A 15,029-nucleotide genomic window follows, 5' to 3' on the forward strand; every position below is an offset into this window, starting at 1 on the left:
TTACCGGTAATCGCTTGCTGCCCGGTCAAAAGCGAACGCCTTGACCAAGCGCGGATTTTCGCTGTTCGATCAAGGCAAGGGAAGAGCGATATGCCATTATTGTTGAACTATTGGACGAACAGACAGTCGCCGTCTTCGGTTGTCATCAACACCCTGCGCCATGGCATTCACAGCAACTGCCTGGCCGTTGGCAGCCACGGTCGTTGTTACCAAGCTGACGCGAAAAGCCCCTTCCTTCAGGTGGGGGATGAAAGCGCCACCGCGAAGCGGTCATAGGGGTTAAAACCCCAAAAACCGCCCCTATTCTGTGTTTCATGACTGAAATGAAAGCGACCAAAACCCTCAAGATTCGAGTGCGAGACAAGCACGCAGCGCAGCTGCGTGAAGCGTCTCGCGCTGTGAATTTTGTGTGGAACTACGTAAACGAGTTGAGCAGTCGCACGATTCGTGAGCGTGGTCGTTTTCTGTCGGCGTTCGACATTCACAAGTACACCAACGGGGCCGGCAAAGACCTGGGGCTGCACAGCCAATCGGTGCAGGCTGTTGCCGACGAATATGTCACACGGCGCAAGCAGTTCAAAAAGCGCCAGCTACGCTGGCGCTGCTCGGGCGGCGCCCGGCGCAGCCTGGGCTGGGTGCCCTTCAAGGTCGGCGCTGCTGCCTGGAAAAACGGCCAGGTCGTCTTCAACAAACAGCACTTCAAGGTCTGGGACAGCTACGGCCTGGCGGGTTTTAAATTCAGATCCGGTAGCTTCAACGAGGACAGCCGTGGACGCTGGTATTTCAACGTCGTGGTCGAGGTCGATCGCCAGTTATCGCCAGGCCAGGATGCAGTGGGGATCGACCTCGGACTGAAAACCACCGCCACTTGCAGCGACGGTGACAGGCTCGAAAGCGGACGCTTCTACCGAGACCTTGAAAAGTCGCTGGGCACGGCCCAGCGCGCCGGCAAGAAGGCCCGGGTGCGGGCGATTCACGCCAAGGTTGCGAACCGCCGCAAGGATTGCCTGCATAAGTTCAGCAATGCGCTGGTAGCGCGTTGTGGCGTCATTGTGGTGGGCGATGTGAACTCACTGAAGCTCGCGAAAACCAGGATGGCCAAGTCGGTGCTGGACGCCGGATGGGGGCAATTGAAAACCATGCTGGAATACAAATGCGATCACGCAGGCACGGTTTTCAAGGTTGTTAGCGAGAGAAACACCACCCAAACCTGTTCGAGCTGCAAGCAATTGCCGGACTCGAGGCCGAGAGGTATCGCAGGGCTTGGAATAAGGGAATGGACTTGTTGTGGGTGTGGTGCCACCCACGACCGCGACGTCAACGCCGCAAAGAACATTCTCGCGCTCGGGCATGAGCGTCCAGTTGTGGGAATCCCCGCCCTTTAGGACGGGGAGGATGTCAATTGCCGATCACCGTCTTTAGCGTGTCGGCATGACCCTTCGGATCCTTGGCGCTGGAAATCACAGTAAGTACTGCCGAGCGTTTACCGGACGCCGCCACCAGGGTGCTGGTCAGGACCTTGCCACCGCCCAGCGTGGCGTAGGCATCAAGCTGGCGCACGCCCAGGCCATTTTTCTTGAGCACGCGTTGCTCGCCCTGTTTCTGAAAGTCATGAAAGCTGTTGCTTTGCTGGCTCAGCGCTGCGCTGCTCAGTTCATCGAGCACCTGGCTGTCGTTATCAGTGGCTTGGTCAGTCACCGGGTTCGGGGTTTCGGTCACGATCAATACCCGCCGGTTGGCTTCGTCGGTGTACATCGCGCCACTGATACCTTCAGCGATGGCCTTGGCATCGACTTCCTGCATCTCGCTTTTCTTGTAGGTGGCCGGCAGGTTAAAGGCCAGCTTGCCGCTGAGCAGCGATACTGGCTGACGGGTCTCGCTCTTGGCCGGTTTGGTGCGCGACTCGGCCTGGGCATTCATGGGCAGCAGTGTGACACTGAGCAACAGGGCAAGCAGCGTGCAGGTACGGTGGGCAGCGAACATGACAAAACCTGAGCAATTCAAGGGGCAGGTCGGCAGTGTGCCTGAGGAACCTGCAGGCGGCCACTGACAGGTTTTCGCAGCCTTGATAGCCGGGAGTGTCGCTGATGGCTGGCAAAGTGTCGCAGCAGCAATGCTGCCTCTGGGCTATTTGTGCAAGGCCGATAAAGAATGGAAATTTCCATTAATTCAAGCGTTTGAATGTTCTGAAAACAAATGTTTCAGATATGCTTGCAAAATGCCATCCATGACCATGATGATGAGTCGTTGGCAAGTCGGTAATTGTCGACTTGCTCCTCGGTTTTTCTTCGCTACGCTTGGATTTCAGGTGCGATGGGGCGAGAAATTGCCAGCGCCTGTCGGGCATTGCCAACCTTCAGGGTCCCTCTGAGGCAGTGTCTCCTGACGCAACAGGATGTGCTAAACCCTTACATAGCGTGCTTTCAATGCCGCATGACTCAATCGCAACGATTGTCGTGCAGTAAGTTCAGGTATGCCTGGATCTTTGCAGTTATCAGGAGAGGTTGCAGTCGATGCGTTTGAACATGCCGGTTACCCAAAATGAAAGAACCTTTTCTGCCAACGAGCGTTTGATCTCCACCACCGATCTAAGCAGCCACATTACCTACTGTAACGACGCGTTTGTCGCCATGAGCGGCTTTACCCGTGAAGAGTTGATCGGCCAGCCGCATAACCTGGTACGCCACCCCGATATGCCCCCAGCGGTGTTTGGCCATATGTGGGAAACCATCAAGCAGGGTAAACCTTGGATGGGGGTGGTCAAGAATCGTTCCAAGAACGGCGATTTTTATTGGGTGAGTGCCTACGTCACGGCGGTGTATGAAAACGGCCGCATCATTGGTTATGAATCGGTACGCTCGCTGCCAACCCGCGATCAGGTGCGCCGTGCTGAAGCACTGTATGCCCGCCTGAGGGCTGGAAAGCCGGCCGTGTCGAGAACCGGTAGTGCGATTTACCACCTCAGCCGCCAGTTACCGATGGTTGTAGCCACCCTGATTCTGGCTGTGGGTACCTACTTGCTCGAGGACACGCCGTTCGTGTTCTTGTTATTGGCGGTGCTGGTGGGGCTGGGTGGCTATCTGGAGATTCGTCACCGGCGTGGTCTGCAGAAAACCCTCGATGAACACCCCAAGGCGTTCACCAGCGCGCTGGTCGCCCTGACCTACAGTGATAACCGCGGCCCGCAAGCGCAACTGGACCTGGCGATGATCAGCGAAGAGGCCCGCCTGCAAACGGCTCTGACCCGGCTGGTGGACACCGGCGAGGGGGTCAAGTCGCGTGCCGGGCAGTCGGCGCAATTGTCGGTGCAACAGGCACGCTCTCTGGATCAGCAACGTAACGAAACCGAACAGTCGGCCACGGCGATCAACCAGATGGCCGCGACGATCCAGGAAGTCACGCACAACGTGCAGAGCACTGCCCACGCCGCTGAAGAGGCCGACAAACTGGCCCAGCAGGGTCGCAACCTGGCCGACGAAAGCCTGCTGGCGATCCGGCACATGGCCAACTCGGTCAATGAAATCGGCCACGCTGTTGGCGAGCTGGCGGGTGCAACGCAATCGATCGGCAGTGTGGTGGACGTGATTACCTCGATTGCCCAACAGACCAACCTGCTGGCCCTCAACGCTGCGATCGAGGCGGCTCGTGCCGGCGAACAGGGCAGGGGCTTTGCCGTGGTTGCGGACGAGGTGCGTTCGCTGGCGTCACGTACTCAATCGTCCACCGAGGAAATCCAGAAGATCATCACCTCGTTGCGTGATGGTGCTGACCGCGCCGTCGCCACCGCCAGCCGCGGCGAGCAGAACTCCCAGGAAAGCGTGGCCAGCGTCGAGGCCGTCCAGCAAGCTCTGGATGGCATCAGCAAGGCTGTCACACGGATTACCGGCATGAGCCAGCAAATGGCCTCGGCGTCGGAACAGCAGAGCCATGTGGCCGAGAACATCAGCCAGCAGATCACCCGCATCGCGCAACTGTGTGACCAGAGTGCAGACCAGGCGCAGCAAGGGTCTGCGATCAGCCGTGAGCTCGAAGAAATGGCCCAGTACCTGCACAGTCTGGCGGAACGGTTCAGTCGTTGAGGTCATGAGTGAGGGGAGGTCTTGCGGCCTCCCGGTTCACAGGCGGTCCTTGGCGCAGCTGTTATTGATCCGCGATCCACGACGCATAGCCGTTGGTGCTCCCCGCGTGATGGGTCCAGATAATGTCGCGGTAACTGATTGCCAGGTGCTCCTGCGGCTGACCGTCGTTGTGCAGCAGCGCGTGGGGCATGTCCTGGGTCAGCTCACGAATCAGTCCGCCGCGAATCTCGACGGTGTAGAACTTCTCCTGGGTACCGCGCGAGGAGGTGCGGTAGAAATCGATCATGCAATCAATCTGGTCTCGATTGGCCAGCGCCTGGCTCAACAGCGGGGTTGATTTGTCAACGTGCTTGGTGATGTACACCGGTTGGTGTGTGGCGTGGCGGGCGTTGTCGAGGTTGGCCATGTTGTGGGTGAAGGCCAGCACCATGATCTGGTCGGCGTGGCTGGTCTGGTTTTTGCCGCCCAGCGACTCCGGTGTGCAGCAGCCATTGGACATGAAGCCTTGCTTGTCGCTCTTGATGGTCATGTAACCGCAGTTGGCCATGGTCGCCCTCCTTGATAAATGGAGGGGCAGTGTATTTTCTGGCTCCCCGGCGATATGTAGGACGTTTCCGAAATTGCAGTTGTTTTAGCAGGCAAGAACAGCCTGCGGATACTGACGGTTCAGCATCCGCCGCTTCAGGTCTTGCTCAGTAGCGAATCATCACTGATTTAAGCTCGGTGTAGTCATCGATAAATGCCGAGCCAAATTCGCGGCCGATGCCAGAAGCCTTGATTCCGCCAAAGGGAACGGCCGGGTCGAGCAGGGTGTGCATGTTCACCCATACGGTGCCGGCCTCAATGCGTGGCACCATGCGCATGGCCTTGCCCAGGTCGTTGGTCCACAGGCTGGCGCTCAGGCCGTACGGGGTGCTGTTCATCAGCTCCAGCAACTGCTCCTCATCGTCGTACGCAAGGAACGTGGCGATCGGGCCGAAGGTTTCTTCGCTCAACAGGGTGTCGCTCAGCGAGTTGGCGAGGATCACGGTCGGCTCTACATAAAAGCCTTCGCGTTCGATCAAGCGTCCGCCGTGGACAATGGTGCAGTTTTCTGCGCGGGCGCGGTCGAAGAACTGGCCCAGCTTCTGTTGGTGAATGCGGTTGGTCACCGGGCCGAATTCAGTGCTTTCATCCAGCGGCGAGCCCACTTTCAGCGCGGCCAGGCGCTGGCTGAGTTTGTCCATCAACTCATCGATGCGTTGGCGCGGAGCAAAGAAACGTTCACCGGCGGCGCAGATTTGCCCTGAGTGTAAAAAGCCCGCTTCGATGGCGCCGTTGACCGCTTTGTCGATGTCGACATCGGCCAGAAACCCCACCGAGTTCTTGCCGCCCAGCTCCAGCGTCGCGCGGGTCAGGTTGGCGCCCAGCGCTGTTTTGCCCACGGCGATGCCGGTGGGCACGGAGCCGGTGAACGATACTTTGTCGGTGCCGGGATGTTCGATCAGCGCCTGGCCGACCTTGCCCAGGCCGGTCACTACGTTAAGTGCGCCGGCCGGCAGACCGGCTTCAATACCCAGCTCGGCGATGCGCAGAATGGTCAGTGGCGTGAACTCGCTGGGTTTGATGATCACGCTGCAGCCGGTGGTCAGGGCTGACGCCAGCTTCCAGATGGCGATCATCGTCGAGAAATTCCACGGCACGATACCGACCACCACGCCCACCGGCTGACGCAGGGTGTAGGCGGTGTATTGCTCGCCGTTGAACGAAGGCAGCGACGGGGTGATGGTCTGACCGGTGATTTTGGTTGCCCAACCGGCAAAGTAACGCAGGAAGTGCGCGGCCTGGCCCACTTCAAAAGCGCGGGATATCTGAATGATCTTGCCTGACTGCAAGGTTTCCAGTTGGGCAAGCTCCTCACCGTGTTGCTCCAGCAGGTCGGCCAGTTTGAGCAACACGGCGCTGCGCACGGCCGGGGCGGTCTGTGACCAGACCTTGAAACCCTGACGAGCCGAAGCGACCGCAGCATCCACATCGGCCTCGACGGCATCGCTGACCCGCGCGATGACCTGGGCATTGGCCGGGCTGACCACCTCGATCCGTCCGTTGCCCTGGGATGGCTGGGGGCGCCCGTCGATGAACAGGCCATGGTCGCGGTCCAGAAAGGCACGGACCTGGGGGAGCAGTTGAATGTCGGACACGAGCAGTACCTCAGGCAGAAAACGGGCAGAAAAAAGCGTGAACCACGCGTATTGCCTGAGGGTAACCAGGTGCGGTCAAACACGCTTGATCAGGGCTGACCAGCGCTTGTCTGTGCGTGCCAGCGACTGGGTGGCTTGAGCAGTGGGCCGGCTATGAAAAGTACAATCTTCCATCTGGAAGGTGCATTTTCCGCATCCGACGCCAGACCCATACTGGCGCTGTGTTCGGCTGACCGGCCTTTGACCCGAGGGTCATCAGTGCTGGGTCAGGCCGCTGGAAAATGTCCAATAATAAGCAGAGCCCCCTCATGAAAAAGCCAAATCCCCTGCTTGAAGACCTGCGTGCGATCCTGCCGGCCATTGCGGCCAATGCCGCTCAGGCAGAAAAAGACCGGATGGTGCCCGCCGAAAATATCGCCCTGCTCAAAAGCATTGGCCTGCATCGGGCCTTTCAGCCCCGTCCTTATGGTGGGCTGGAAATTTCCCTGCCGCAGTTCGGCGACTGCATCGCCTTGCTGGCCGGCGCCTGTGCCAGCACCGCCTGGGCCATGAGCCTGCTGTGCACGCACAGTCACCAATTGGCGCTGTTTCCGGCCCGCTTGCAGGAAGAGATCTGGGGGGCTAATCCTGATGCCACCGCCAGCAGCAGTATTGCCCCGTTTGGCCGCACCACTGAAACCGATGGTGGTGTGCTGTTCAGTGGTGAAATGGGCTGGAGCAGCGGCAGCGATCACGCCGAGTGGGCGATTGTCGGTTTCCGTCGTCAGAACGCCGAAGGCGGCCAGGATTACTGCTTTGCCGTGTTGCCGCGCAGCGATTATCAGATCCGTGACGACTGGTACGCCGCCGGCATGAAAGGCAGCGGCACCAAGACTCTGGTGATCGACAACGTGTTTGTGCCTGAGCACCGCATCCAGAAAGCCAAGGACATGATGGAAGGCAAGTCGGCCGGGTTCGGCCTGTACCCGGACAGCAAGATTTTCTATTCGCCCTATCGCCCGTATTTTGCCAGTGGCTTCTCGACGGTCAGCCTGGGAATTGCCGAGCGTATGCTTGAGGTCTTTCGCGACAAGACTCGCAACCGTGTGCGTGCCTACACCGGTGCGGCGGTAGGGGCCGCGACTCCGGCGCTGATGCGCCTGGCCGAGTCGACCCATCAAGTGGCGGCGGCGCGGGCCTTTCTGGAAAAAACCTGGCAGGACCACGCTGAGCACGGTGAGCGCCATGAGTACCCGTCCCGCGACACGCTGGCGTACTGGCGTACCAACCAGGGCTATGTGGTGAAGATGTGCATTGAGGCCGTGGATCGACTGTTCGCTGCGGCCGGCGGCACGGCCTGGTTCGAAAGCAACGAGATGCAGCGACTGTTCCGTGACTCGCACATGACCGGTGCGCATGCCTACACCGACTACGACGTCTGCGCGCAGATCCTCGGTCGCGAGTTGATGGGCCTGGAGCCGGACCCAAGCATGGTCTGACGGACCCTGTGATATCGGCAGCCGAGGCTGCCTGATGCGCCCGATAACCTTATTCGAATCAGGGCAGCCGCTGGCGGCTGTCCGGGAGTCTTGCATGTCTGAACCAAGCGCAATTGCCGTTAACCCTGCTCTGGACCCCCGTGCATTTCGCCGGGCGCTGGGTAATTTCGCCACCGGTGTGACGGTGGTCACCGCCGCCACCGCTGCGGGTCACAAGGTCGGGGTGACGGCCAATAGCTTTAACTCGGTGTCGCTGGACCCGGCGCTGATTCTCTGGAGTCTGGACAAACGCTCGACCAGCCATGAGGTGTTTGCCGAGGCCACCCATTTTGCGGTCAATATTCTGGCTGCGGATCAGATCGAGCTGTCCAACAACTTCGCCCGGCCACGCGACGACCGCTTTGCCGGTATCGCCCATGAGCCGGGTGTCGGTGGTTCACCGTTGTTGCTCGATTGCTCGGCGCGTTTCGATTGCCAGAAGTATCAGCAGATCGACGGCGGCGACCACTGGATTCTGATCGGCAAGGTGGTGGCCTTCGATGATTTTGGCCGTTCACCGCTGCTCTACCATCAGGGTGCCTACTCGATGGTGCTGCCACATACCCGGATGACCAGGCGTGAAGAGGGCCAGGCGCCGAGCAGTCACTTTCAGGGGCGTCTGCAGCACAACCTGTATTACCTGATGACTCAGGCCTTGCGTGCGTATCAGGCCGGCTACCAGCCTCGCCAGTTATCTACCGGCCTGCGCACCAGCGAGGCGCGGATGCTGATGGTGCTGGAAAACGATGCCGGCCTGAGCCTCAATGACCTGCAACGAGAGGTCGCGATGCCGGCCCTGGAAATCGACGAAGCCGTCGCCAATCTGCGCCGCAAGGGGCTGGTCTGTGATCGTGGCGAGCGGGTTTGCCTGACCGCCAGCGGCGTGGATGAAACCGAGGGCCTGTGGAGCATTGCCCGCGAGCAGCAGGACAAGGTATTCGGTGCGTTCAGCGCTGAACAGATCGCGACCTTCAAGGCGGTGTTGCAGGCGGTGATTCGCGGCTGAGCAACTGGGGGGTGGGGGCTGGCTGGCAGGGTGATGCAAATCGCCTGGCAGCCTGGCACATGCGAACCCCGGCGATTTAAGGCCTGATGGCAACGGGTGTCTCTCACGTCCGGGGTGTCTGATGTTTTTCAATAACAACAAATGGGTCGATGAACTTAACCAGGCCTTGCAACAGTTGGGCAATGGACAGCCCGTGGCACCAGGCGTGATGCAGCGCTTTCCTCTGGTGCAGCAAAACCTGCAGGCAGTTGCGGCGTTACACGCTCAGTGGCGTGCCCGTGAGCAGCAACAAGCCAGCGCGCAGGCCGACGTCGAGGAACGTCTGAGCCAACTGCGCAATGCGTTGGCGGCGGCCGAGCTTGAGCAGCAGCGGCTGTTGCCACAGCTCAAGGCGCTTGAAGACAGCAACCAGCAGTTGCATGAACGCTTGCATCAGCATCATCAGGAGCAGCGGGTCTGGGAGCTGTTGCAGTCGACCCTCACTGAAGGCTTCTGGGACATTCGCGTGGCGCATGGGCGGATTGACGATCCGGCCAGCTTCATGCGCATCTCTGACCCGTTTCGGGCCTTGATGGGCTATGCCGCCAACGAGTTGCCTGATGGCTGGGATGCCCAGGTCGGTATCACTCATCCGGATGACCTGGCGGCAATCATGGCGATCTTTGAACGTGAGATCGTCATGCCCGCAGGCAGCGGAGAGTATGTGTTCGAGTACCGCATGCGGCACAAGACCCGTGGCTATATCTGGTGCCGCGAGCGGGGCCGGGCGGTCCGTGACGAGCGCGGTGTGCTGCAACGGGTGATGGGCGCGGTGCGCGATATCAGCGACGAGCGTTCGGCCCAGGCCAGTCACGCGCAGATGCTGGAGCAGAACCAGGCGACTTACGCGCAGATTTCCACGGTGGTCGGGGTGATCAAGGGGATTGCCGAACAGACCAACCTGCTGGCCCTCAATGCAGCGATTGAAGCGGCCCGTGCCGGTGAGGTGGGCCGCGGCTTTGCGGTGGTCGCCGATGAGGTCAAGAAGCTGGCCGAAAGCACCCGCCACGCGACCCAGCAGATCCAGACCATGCTGGTGCGTGATGCGCGGCGTTAGGGGCTAGCTGCAGGAGTGTTCAGTAGCAGCCGGTCGGCGTTCCGGTTGCTCGCGAAAGCGGCGATGAAACCAGCACATTCGCAGTGGATCTCACGCCGCCTTCGTCAATCTGCCGACCAGACCAAGGTCCGACAAGGATCGCGTCGGCCTTGACTGATCAGCATTAACCACAAGCTCGCTGCTGGCTATCAGAACGGGACCGCGACAATCAGCTGGCTGTAGACGTTGGTGCCGTTGCCACCGACCTGGTTTCCGCCGTTGTCCTGATCCTTGCGCGGTTTGTACAGGCCGACCAGCGGGGTGATGATCAGGTGATCATTGACCGCCCATTCGACATACAGGTCGGCTTCGCGGCCATCGAGGTTGAGCGCCTGGCCGGTGTGCAAGGTCCGGTAGTCAAAGAACAGGGCGCCGATGGTCAGGTTGTCCAGCGGCTTGAGCTTCAGGCCCAAGTGGTGAATGGCGGTGTTGCTGTTGAAGGGGCCGGCATAGTTGGCGGTGACCTCACCCTGGAACCAGGTGCCAAAGCCACGGTTCTGGCCATTGAACATCGAGTCCCAACCCTCGGAGTAGCGGCTGTAGCGGTAGCTCAGGTCCGGGCTCCAGGGCAGATCGGCGAAGGTGTAGCCGGCCTCGGTGTACCAGGCTTGCTCGTGACCTGCGTCCTTGGTTTGCCTGGCGTATTCGAACGAGAAGTGTGCGTTGTCGATGCCGGCATTACCGGCGCCACGCAGGCTGTAGATGTTCATGCCGTCACGCTGGCGCTGAAAGTCACTGGCGTATTGCTTGTCGACGCCCAGACCGTGGATCCAGGTCAGGCCCAGGGTGCCTGGCGCAGCGCTGTATTCCAGGGTCGCGGCGGCCAGTTCGGTATTGGCCTGGGCACGGTTGTCGGACTTGAACCACAACAGGCTGCCATGCAGGCCATCCTTGCCGCCCAGGCGCAATACTGCCGTTTTGTCGAAGGCGTGACGGGCGGCCAGATAGTAGGCGCCGCCGCGGTTCATGTCACCGTCAGCGATACCTTTACCCAGGTTGATACCGTCGTCGTTGATGATGAAACCGTCTCCCAGGGTAATGACCTGGCGTCCCCATGACAGATCGACACCATCCTTGCCCAGCACTGGAAACAGGTCACCGGACTTCCAGCCGGCAAAGGCTTCGTCGAATTTTGTCGTGCGCTCACTGCCATTGGTGTAGCCGGCCGCATCGCCGTCGCCCCAAGTGGCTGAACTGACCAGGTTTGCGGTGCCATACAGGCTGCCAAAACCCGCCAGGCCCTGGCTGGCGCTCAGCCCGTATTTGATGAACCCCTCGCGCCAGGTCGAACCGCCTGGCGTGCCGTCGTAGTTCTTGCGGCTGTTGAAGTGGCCGTAGACGGCGAGGAAGTTACCCGTTAGTTGGGTGTCTTCATCGCTGTACAGTTCGATGGCCTGGCTCTGACTGACGCCGAGCAGGCTGCTCAGGCCGATGACCAGAGCCAGGGTGTTACGTCGGGTAAAGCGCTCCATGGTGTTGCCCCTTTTTTCTAATGGACGTGGGTTGCCATCAGTTAGGGGTATTGCAAGGCGGCAGGTCTTTGCCGAGCGTGCCAGCCATTTGTATCTGTCCGCCATGGCCTCGCTGCTGGCAGGCTGCAACAAAATCGCCGTCAGCCATGGGCAAGACGTTGAAGGAGGGCCGGCGCACAGTGATTGCATGGCGCAGTGCGGCGATCGTCGGCTGGCATCGCTTGACAGGGGAGTGGCGCAATACTTGCCGGCGATTGTTTGCATTGCCTGATCGAACGACTAGAACAGCAGGGGTCCAGCATGTCACTCAACCAACAGCTCACTGAGCATCTGAATCGCGGCACAGTGGGGTTTCCCACCGCGCTGGCCAGTACCATCGGCCTGATCATGGCAAGCCCGGTGATTCTCACCGCGACCATGGGCTTCGGCATCGGCGGCAGCGCCTTTGCCCTGGCCATGATCCTGGCGGTGATCATGATGCTGGCGCAGGCCACCACCTTTGCCGAGGCGGCCTCAATCCTGCCGACCACAGGCTCCGTATATGACTACATCAACTGCGGTCTGGGACGCTTTTTCGCCATTATGGGCACATTGGCGGCTTACCTGATCGTCCACGTTTTTGCCGGCACCGCCGAGACCATCCTGGCCGGGGTCATGGCGTTGGTGAATTTCGAGCACCTCAATACCCTGGCCGAATCGGCCGGCGGTTCCTGGTTGCTGGGCGTAGGGTTCGTGGTGGTGCTGGGTATCCTCAATGCCTTTGGCGTCAGTGCGTTCGGCAAGGCCGAGATCATCCTGACTTTCGGGATGTGGGTGACCCTGATGACCTTCGGTGTGCTGGGCCTGATCGCCGCGCCGGCGGTGCAGCTCGACGGGCTGTTCGGTGCGTCGCTGGTCGGTACTGACCTGGTGACCATTCTGTCGCTGGTGGGCATGGCGATGTTCATGTTCGTCGGCTGCGAGTTCGTCACCCCGCTGGCGCCGGACTTGCGCCGTTCGGCTCAGGTCATGCCCAAGGCGATGATCCTGGGATTGCTGGGCGTGGCGAGCTGCATGTTCATCTACGGCGCTGCGATGAAGCGCCAGGTGGAGAACGTGGTGCTGGACGCCGCTACCGGCGTGCACTTGCTCGACACACCCATGGCCATCCCGAAATTCGCCGAGCAGGTAATGGGCGATATCGGCCCGATCTGGCTGGGTATCGGTTTTCTGTTCGCCGGTGCAGCGACCATCAACACGCTGATGGCCGGCGTGCCGCGAATCATCTATGGCATGGCGGTCGACGGTGCGTTACCCAAGGTGTTCACCTACCTGAGCCCGCGCTTCAAGACGCCGCTGTTGTGCATTCTGGTCGCGATGCTGATCCCATGCGTGCATGCCTGGTATCTGGGCGGTAACACCGACAACATTATCAACCTGGTGCTGGCGGCGGTGTGTGCCTGGAGCACGGCTTATCTGCTGGTGACCCTGTCGGTGGTCAGCCTGCGTATCCGCCGCCCGGACCTGCCGCGCGCCTATCGCTCGCCGCTGTTCCCGTTGCCGCAGATCGTCTCCAGTGTCGGCATCCTGCTGGGCATGTGGTTTATCACCCCACCCGGGATGAATCCTGCAGATATCTACGTACCGTTCGGCATCATGCTCGCGGGCACTGCCGCCTATGCATTGTTCTGGACGCTGGTGATACAGAAGGTCCATCCATTCAAGCCAGCCAGGGTCGAAGACGTACTGGCCAAAGAGTTCGCCAACGAACCAGGCATTCACCCGGAGGCTGCAGCCCGTGATGCTTTCAAGACTGTTTGATGGCCTGACCGCCCCGCGTGATCCGGCCGGTTACCGGCCGGGCGTGACGCTTGAGTGCCTGCGGCGCAACCTGGCGCTCAGCGGCTGGCAGCAGCTTGAGCCGCGCCTAGCGCGAGTGAGCCTCGATGGCCTGATGGTTGAGGTGCGCGAGCGCACCGAGTCGCAATTGCTGATGCACCTGGTGATGAGTGAGTTTGTGCTGCAGGTGCCGGGCGCAAATCAGTGCGCCGGGCGTTATGAGCTGCACCATACCGGTTCGATCCGCCGCAGCGGCTTGCGTTGCCGGCGCCGGGGTGGTGATAGCGCAGCACTCGCTACGCTGCGTCAGGCACTGGAGCTGGATCAGCCGCTGCGTGAGGCCCTGATGCCGCTGGACTTCAAACGTCTGCTTCTGGAGGCCGCTGACGGCCAGTGGACGGTGCGTCTGGAGCATATGGGCGGCAGTGAAGTGGTCAACCGCATGCCTGCGTTCCGTCGCTATATCGCTATCAGCGCAGAACAAAAAACCAGCCTGTTCGCGGCGCTGAATGCCTTGTCCCGCGTCTTGCGCGAGATCTAGGTCGACTGGCACGTATCCTGCCTGTACATGAACGATTCAAGTGAAGTTGTGTGCTTATTATTAACATGTTATCAATAAGCGCATAACAACAAGATTCATCGTGGAGGCAGGTATGAACACTGATCAAATCGCCCGCAATGCCCTTGAGCAATGGAATAGCCGACTGCGCGCCATCTGTGGCCGCTTCGAGACTGACCTTGCGTTCAATCGCTCACTGTTCATCGGTGAGATCTGCACCTGGACACGCTCCGGTCTGGAGTTGGCCAGCCTGCGCACCAACGCTGGCAATATCGTCCGTCAGGCCGGCAATGCCGACCTGGACAACGACCAGGACTGTTTTCTGGTCAGCCAGCGCAGTGGCTATTCACAGATCACCCAGCACGGCATCAGCATCAAGCTGGCGCCGGGCGACATGTTGCTGATGGACTCGAGCGGCTACTGTGAAATTACCCCGTTCGGCCTGATCGAACACGCCTCGCTATCCTTGCCGCGCCAGGATGTACTCAAGGGGCTGAAAAACCAGCGGCTGGCCTTCGGCAAGGTATCTGCCGCCAAGACCTGCGGGCGCATGCTGCATGTGTTGATGGATCAGATTTGCAAGGACACCCGCGATGACGAGGCCGTCGCAACCGATGAGCACGGCTTGCAGAATGCACTGATCTCGCTGCTGCCATCGGCGCTGGAACACAGCGATGAGGCCTGTACCGACTTGAGCGCGTCAGGCAGTGTCAACCTGCGCAGTTGTGTGCAGAAGCTGATCGACGAATCGCTGGGCCAGCCTGGCCTGAACCCGGCGGTGCTGGCGGGGCGCCTGAACATCTCGGTGCGGCATCTGTATCGCTTGTTCGAAGATGAAGGCGACAGTGTGTGCCGTTACATTCAGCGTGCACGGCTCAAACGCAGTGCCGAAGACCTTGCCAATCCTTTCCTGCGCAGCGAATCGATCACCACCATTGCCTACAAATGGGGCTTCACCGACTCGGCGCATTTCAGCCGCTCATTCAAGAAGCAGTTTGAACAGTCGCCCAAGGATTTCCGCAGTGTCAGCCTGACCCATGCGGCTGGCGCGGCGTGAAGCAGCACAACCAAAACCTGGAGCGTTTGCCTCTTTGCGAGAAGGTTTTTATAGTGGCCAATTACCCTTCCTATCGATAGGTAGATTTGGGCGTCGGTAGGCTGTACGGGAGGGGCGGGGGTCATGCCGGGACTCTGCGTAGCCCCGTATGGTCCCCACCGGCATTACTGGCGTGAGCCACTAAAATAGTGATTGGCAGGAAAACA

The 15,029-nt window shown here is 60.1% G+C and carries 11 protein-coding genes and 3 pseudogenes; 10 read left to right on the plus strand and 4 right to left on the minus strand.

Annotated elements, in window-relative coordinates; all coding sequences use genetic code 11:
- The first annotated feature begins 323 nt into the window (after positions 1 to 323).
- The gene (locus NJC40_RS14625; RefSeq protein ID WP_253140077.1) at positions 324 to 1,385 is read left to right on the plus strand and encodes an RNA-guided endonuclease InsQ/TnpB family protein; all 1,062 of its coding nucleotides are present in this window, start codon (positions 324 to 326) and stop codon (positions 1,383 to 1,385) included.
- A gap of 13 nt (positions 1,386 to 1,398) precedes the next feature.
- Here the strand turns inward: NJC40_RS14625 and NJC40_RS14630 are convergent, their stop codons facing one another.
- The gene (locus NJC40_RS14630) at positions 1,399 to 1,983 is read right to left on the minus strand and encodes a DcrB/PsbP domain-containing protein (RefSeq protein WP_253140078.1); all 585 of its coding nucleotides are present in this window, start codon (positions 1,981 to 1,983) and stop codon (positions 1,399 to 1,401) included.
- 647 nt (positions 1,984 to 2,630) lie between these two features.
- Between NJC40_RS14630 and NJC40_RS14635 the strand changes: the two are divergent.
- Positions 2,631 to 2,795 (plus strand): annotated as a pseudogene (locus NJC40_RS14635) (PAS domain-containing protein); the annotation flags it as partial.
- A 261-nt stretch (positions 2,796 to 3,056) separates the two neighbouring features.
- Entirely contained in the window at positions 3,057 to 4,079 is a 1,023-nt protein-coding gene (locus tag NJC40_RS14640; RefSeq protein WP_492180565.1) for a methyl-accepting chemotaxis protein, read from the plus strand.
- A 61-nt stretch (positions 4,080 to 4,140) separates the two neighbouring features.
- Here the strand turns inward: NJC40_RS14640 and NJC40_RS14645 are convergent, their stop codons facing one another.
- Complete coding sequence (locus NJC40_RS14645) at positions 4,141 to 4,626, minus strand: Hcp family type VI secretion system effector (protein WP_253140080.1); 486 nt, start codon at positions 4,624 to 4,626, stop codon at positions 4,141 to 4,143.
- 145 nt (positions 4,627 to 4,771) lie between these two features.
- A complete protein-coding gene (locus NJC40_RS14650) occupies positions 4,772 to 6,259 on the minus strand; it encodes an aldehyde dehydrogenase family protein (protein ID WP_045489246.1) in 1,488 nt (495 codons plus the stop codon).
- 308 nt (positions 6,260 to 6,567) lie between these two features.
- Here NJC40_RS14650 and NJC40_RS14655 point away from each other — a divergent pair, with 308 nt between their 5' ends.
- From NJC40_RS14655 to NJC40_RS14670, 4 genes and pseudogenes are all read left to right on the plus strand, one after another.
- Entirely contained in the window at positions 6,568 to 7,737 is a 1,170-nt protein-coding gene (locus tag NJC40_RS14655) for a p-hydroxyphenylacetate 3-hydroxylase oxygenase component (protein WP_253115444.1), read from the plus strand.
- 94 nt (positions 7,738 to 7,831) lie between these two features.
- Positions 7,832 to 8,782 (plus strand): p-hydroxyphenylacetate 3-hydroxylase reductase component, encoded by a 951-nt coding sequence (locus NJC40_RS14660; RefSeq protein WP_253140081.1) that lies wholly within the window; start codon positions 7,832 to 7,834, stop codon positions 8,780 to 8,782.
- Positions 8,783 to 9,353: 571 nt separating this feature from the next.
- Positions 9,354 to 9,569: pseudogene (locus tag NJC40_RS14665) on the plus strand (PAS domain-containing protein); the annotation flags it as partial.
- A 15-nt stretch (positions 9,570 to 9,584) separates the two neighbouring features.
- Positions 9,585 to 9,857 (plus strand): annotated as a pseudogene (locus NJC40_RS14670) (methyl-accepting chemotaxis protein); the annotation flags it as partial.
- 209 nt (positions 9,858 to 10,066) lie between these two features.
- On the opposite strand, the gene NJC40_RS14675 reads toward NJC40_RS14670, so the two are convergent.
- The gene (locus tag NJC40_RS14675) at positions 10,067 to 11,389 is read right to left on the minus strand and encodes an alginate export family protein (RefSeq protein WP_253140082.1); all 1,323 of its coding nucleotides are present in this window, start codon (positions 11,387 to 11,389) and stop codon (positions 10,067 to 10,069) included.
- Positions 11,390 to 11,689: 300 nt separating this feature from the next.
- Here NJC40_RS14675 and NJC40_RS14680 point away from each other — a divergent pair, with 300 nt between their 5' ends.
- The 3 genes from NJC40_RS14680 to feaR all read left to right on the plus strand — a co-directional run bounded on the left by NJC40_RS14680 (position 11,690) and on the right by feaR (position 14,823).
- Positions 11,690 to 13,189, plus strand: coding sequence for an APC family permease (locus tag NJC40_RS14680; protein ID WP_045489261.1), 1,500 nt, complete (start codon positions 11,690 to 11,692; stop codon positions 13,187 to 13,189).
- Complete coding sequence (locus NJC40_RS14685) at positions 13,170 to 13,748, plus strand: DUF3156 family protein (RefSeq protein WP_045489264.1); 579 nt, start codon at positions 13,170 to 13,172, stop codon at positions 13,746 to 13,748. The genes NJC40_RS14680 and NJC40_RS14685 overlap by 20 nt, the downstream gene beginning before the upstream one ends.
- Before the next feature lie 112 nt (positions 13,749 to 13,860).
- The gene (gene feaR, locus NJC40_RS14690; RefSeq protein WP_253140083.1) at positions 13,861 to 14,823 is read left to right on the plus strand and encodes a transcriptional regulator FeaR; all 963 of its coding nucleotides are present in this window, start codon (positions 13,861 to 13,863) and stop codon (positions 14,821 to 14,823) included.
- The last annotated feature ends 206 nt before the right edge of the window (positions 14,824 to 15,029 follow it).

This window comes from Pseudomonas sp. 21LCFQ02, from assembly GCF_024129895.2.
Taxonomy (GTDB): Bacteria; Pseudomonadota; Gammaproteobacteria; order Pseudomonadales; family Pseudomonadaceae; genus Aquipseudomonas.

Coding starts and splice junctions, on each gene's coding strand:
- NJC40_RS14625 (WP_253140077.1), top strand. CDS start 324: ATGAAAGCGACCAAAACCCTCAAGATTCGAGTGCGAGACAAGCACGCA.
- NJC40_RS14630 (WP_253140078.1), bottom strand. CDS start 1,983: ATGTTCGCTGCCCACCGTACCTGCACGCTGCTTGCCCTGTTGCTCAGT.
- NJC40_RS14645 (WP_253140080.1), bottom strand. CDS start 4,626: ATGGCCAACTGCGGTTACATGACCATCAAGAGCGACAAGCAAGGCTTC.
- NJC40_RS14655 (WP_253115444.1), top strand. CDS start 6,568: ATGAAAAAGCCAAATCCCCTGCTTGAAGACCTGCGTGCGATCCTGCCG.
- NJC40_RS14660 (WP_253140081.1), top strand. CDS start 7,832: ATGTCTGAACCAAGCGCAATTGCCGTTAACCCTGCTCTGGACCCCCGT.
- NJC40_RS14675 (WP_253140082.1), bottom strand. CDS start 11,389: ATGGAGCGCTTTACCCGACGTAACACCCTGGCTCTGGTCATCGGCCTG.
- NJC40_RS14680 (WP_045489261.1), top strand. CDS start 11,690: ATGTCACTCAACCAACAGCTCACTGAGCATCTGAATCGCGGCACAGTG.
- NJC40_RS14685 (WP_045489264.1), top strand. CDS start 13,170: ATGCTTTCAAGACTGTTTGATGGCCTGACCGCCCCGCGTGATCCGGCC.
- feaR (WP_253140083.1), top strand. CDS start 13,861: ATGAACACTGATCAAATCGCCCGCAATGCCCTTGAGCAATGGAATAGC.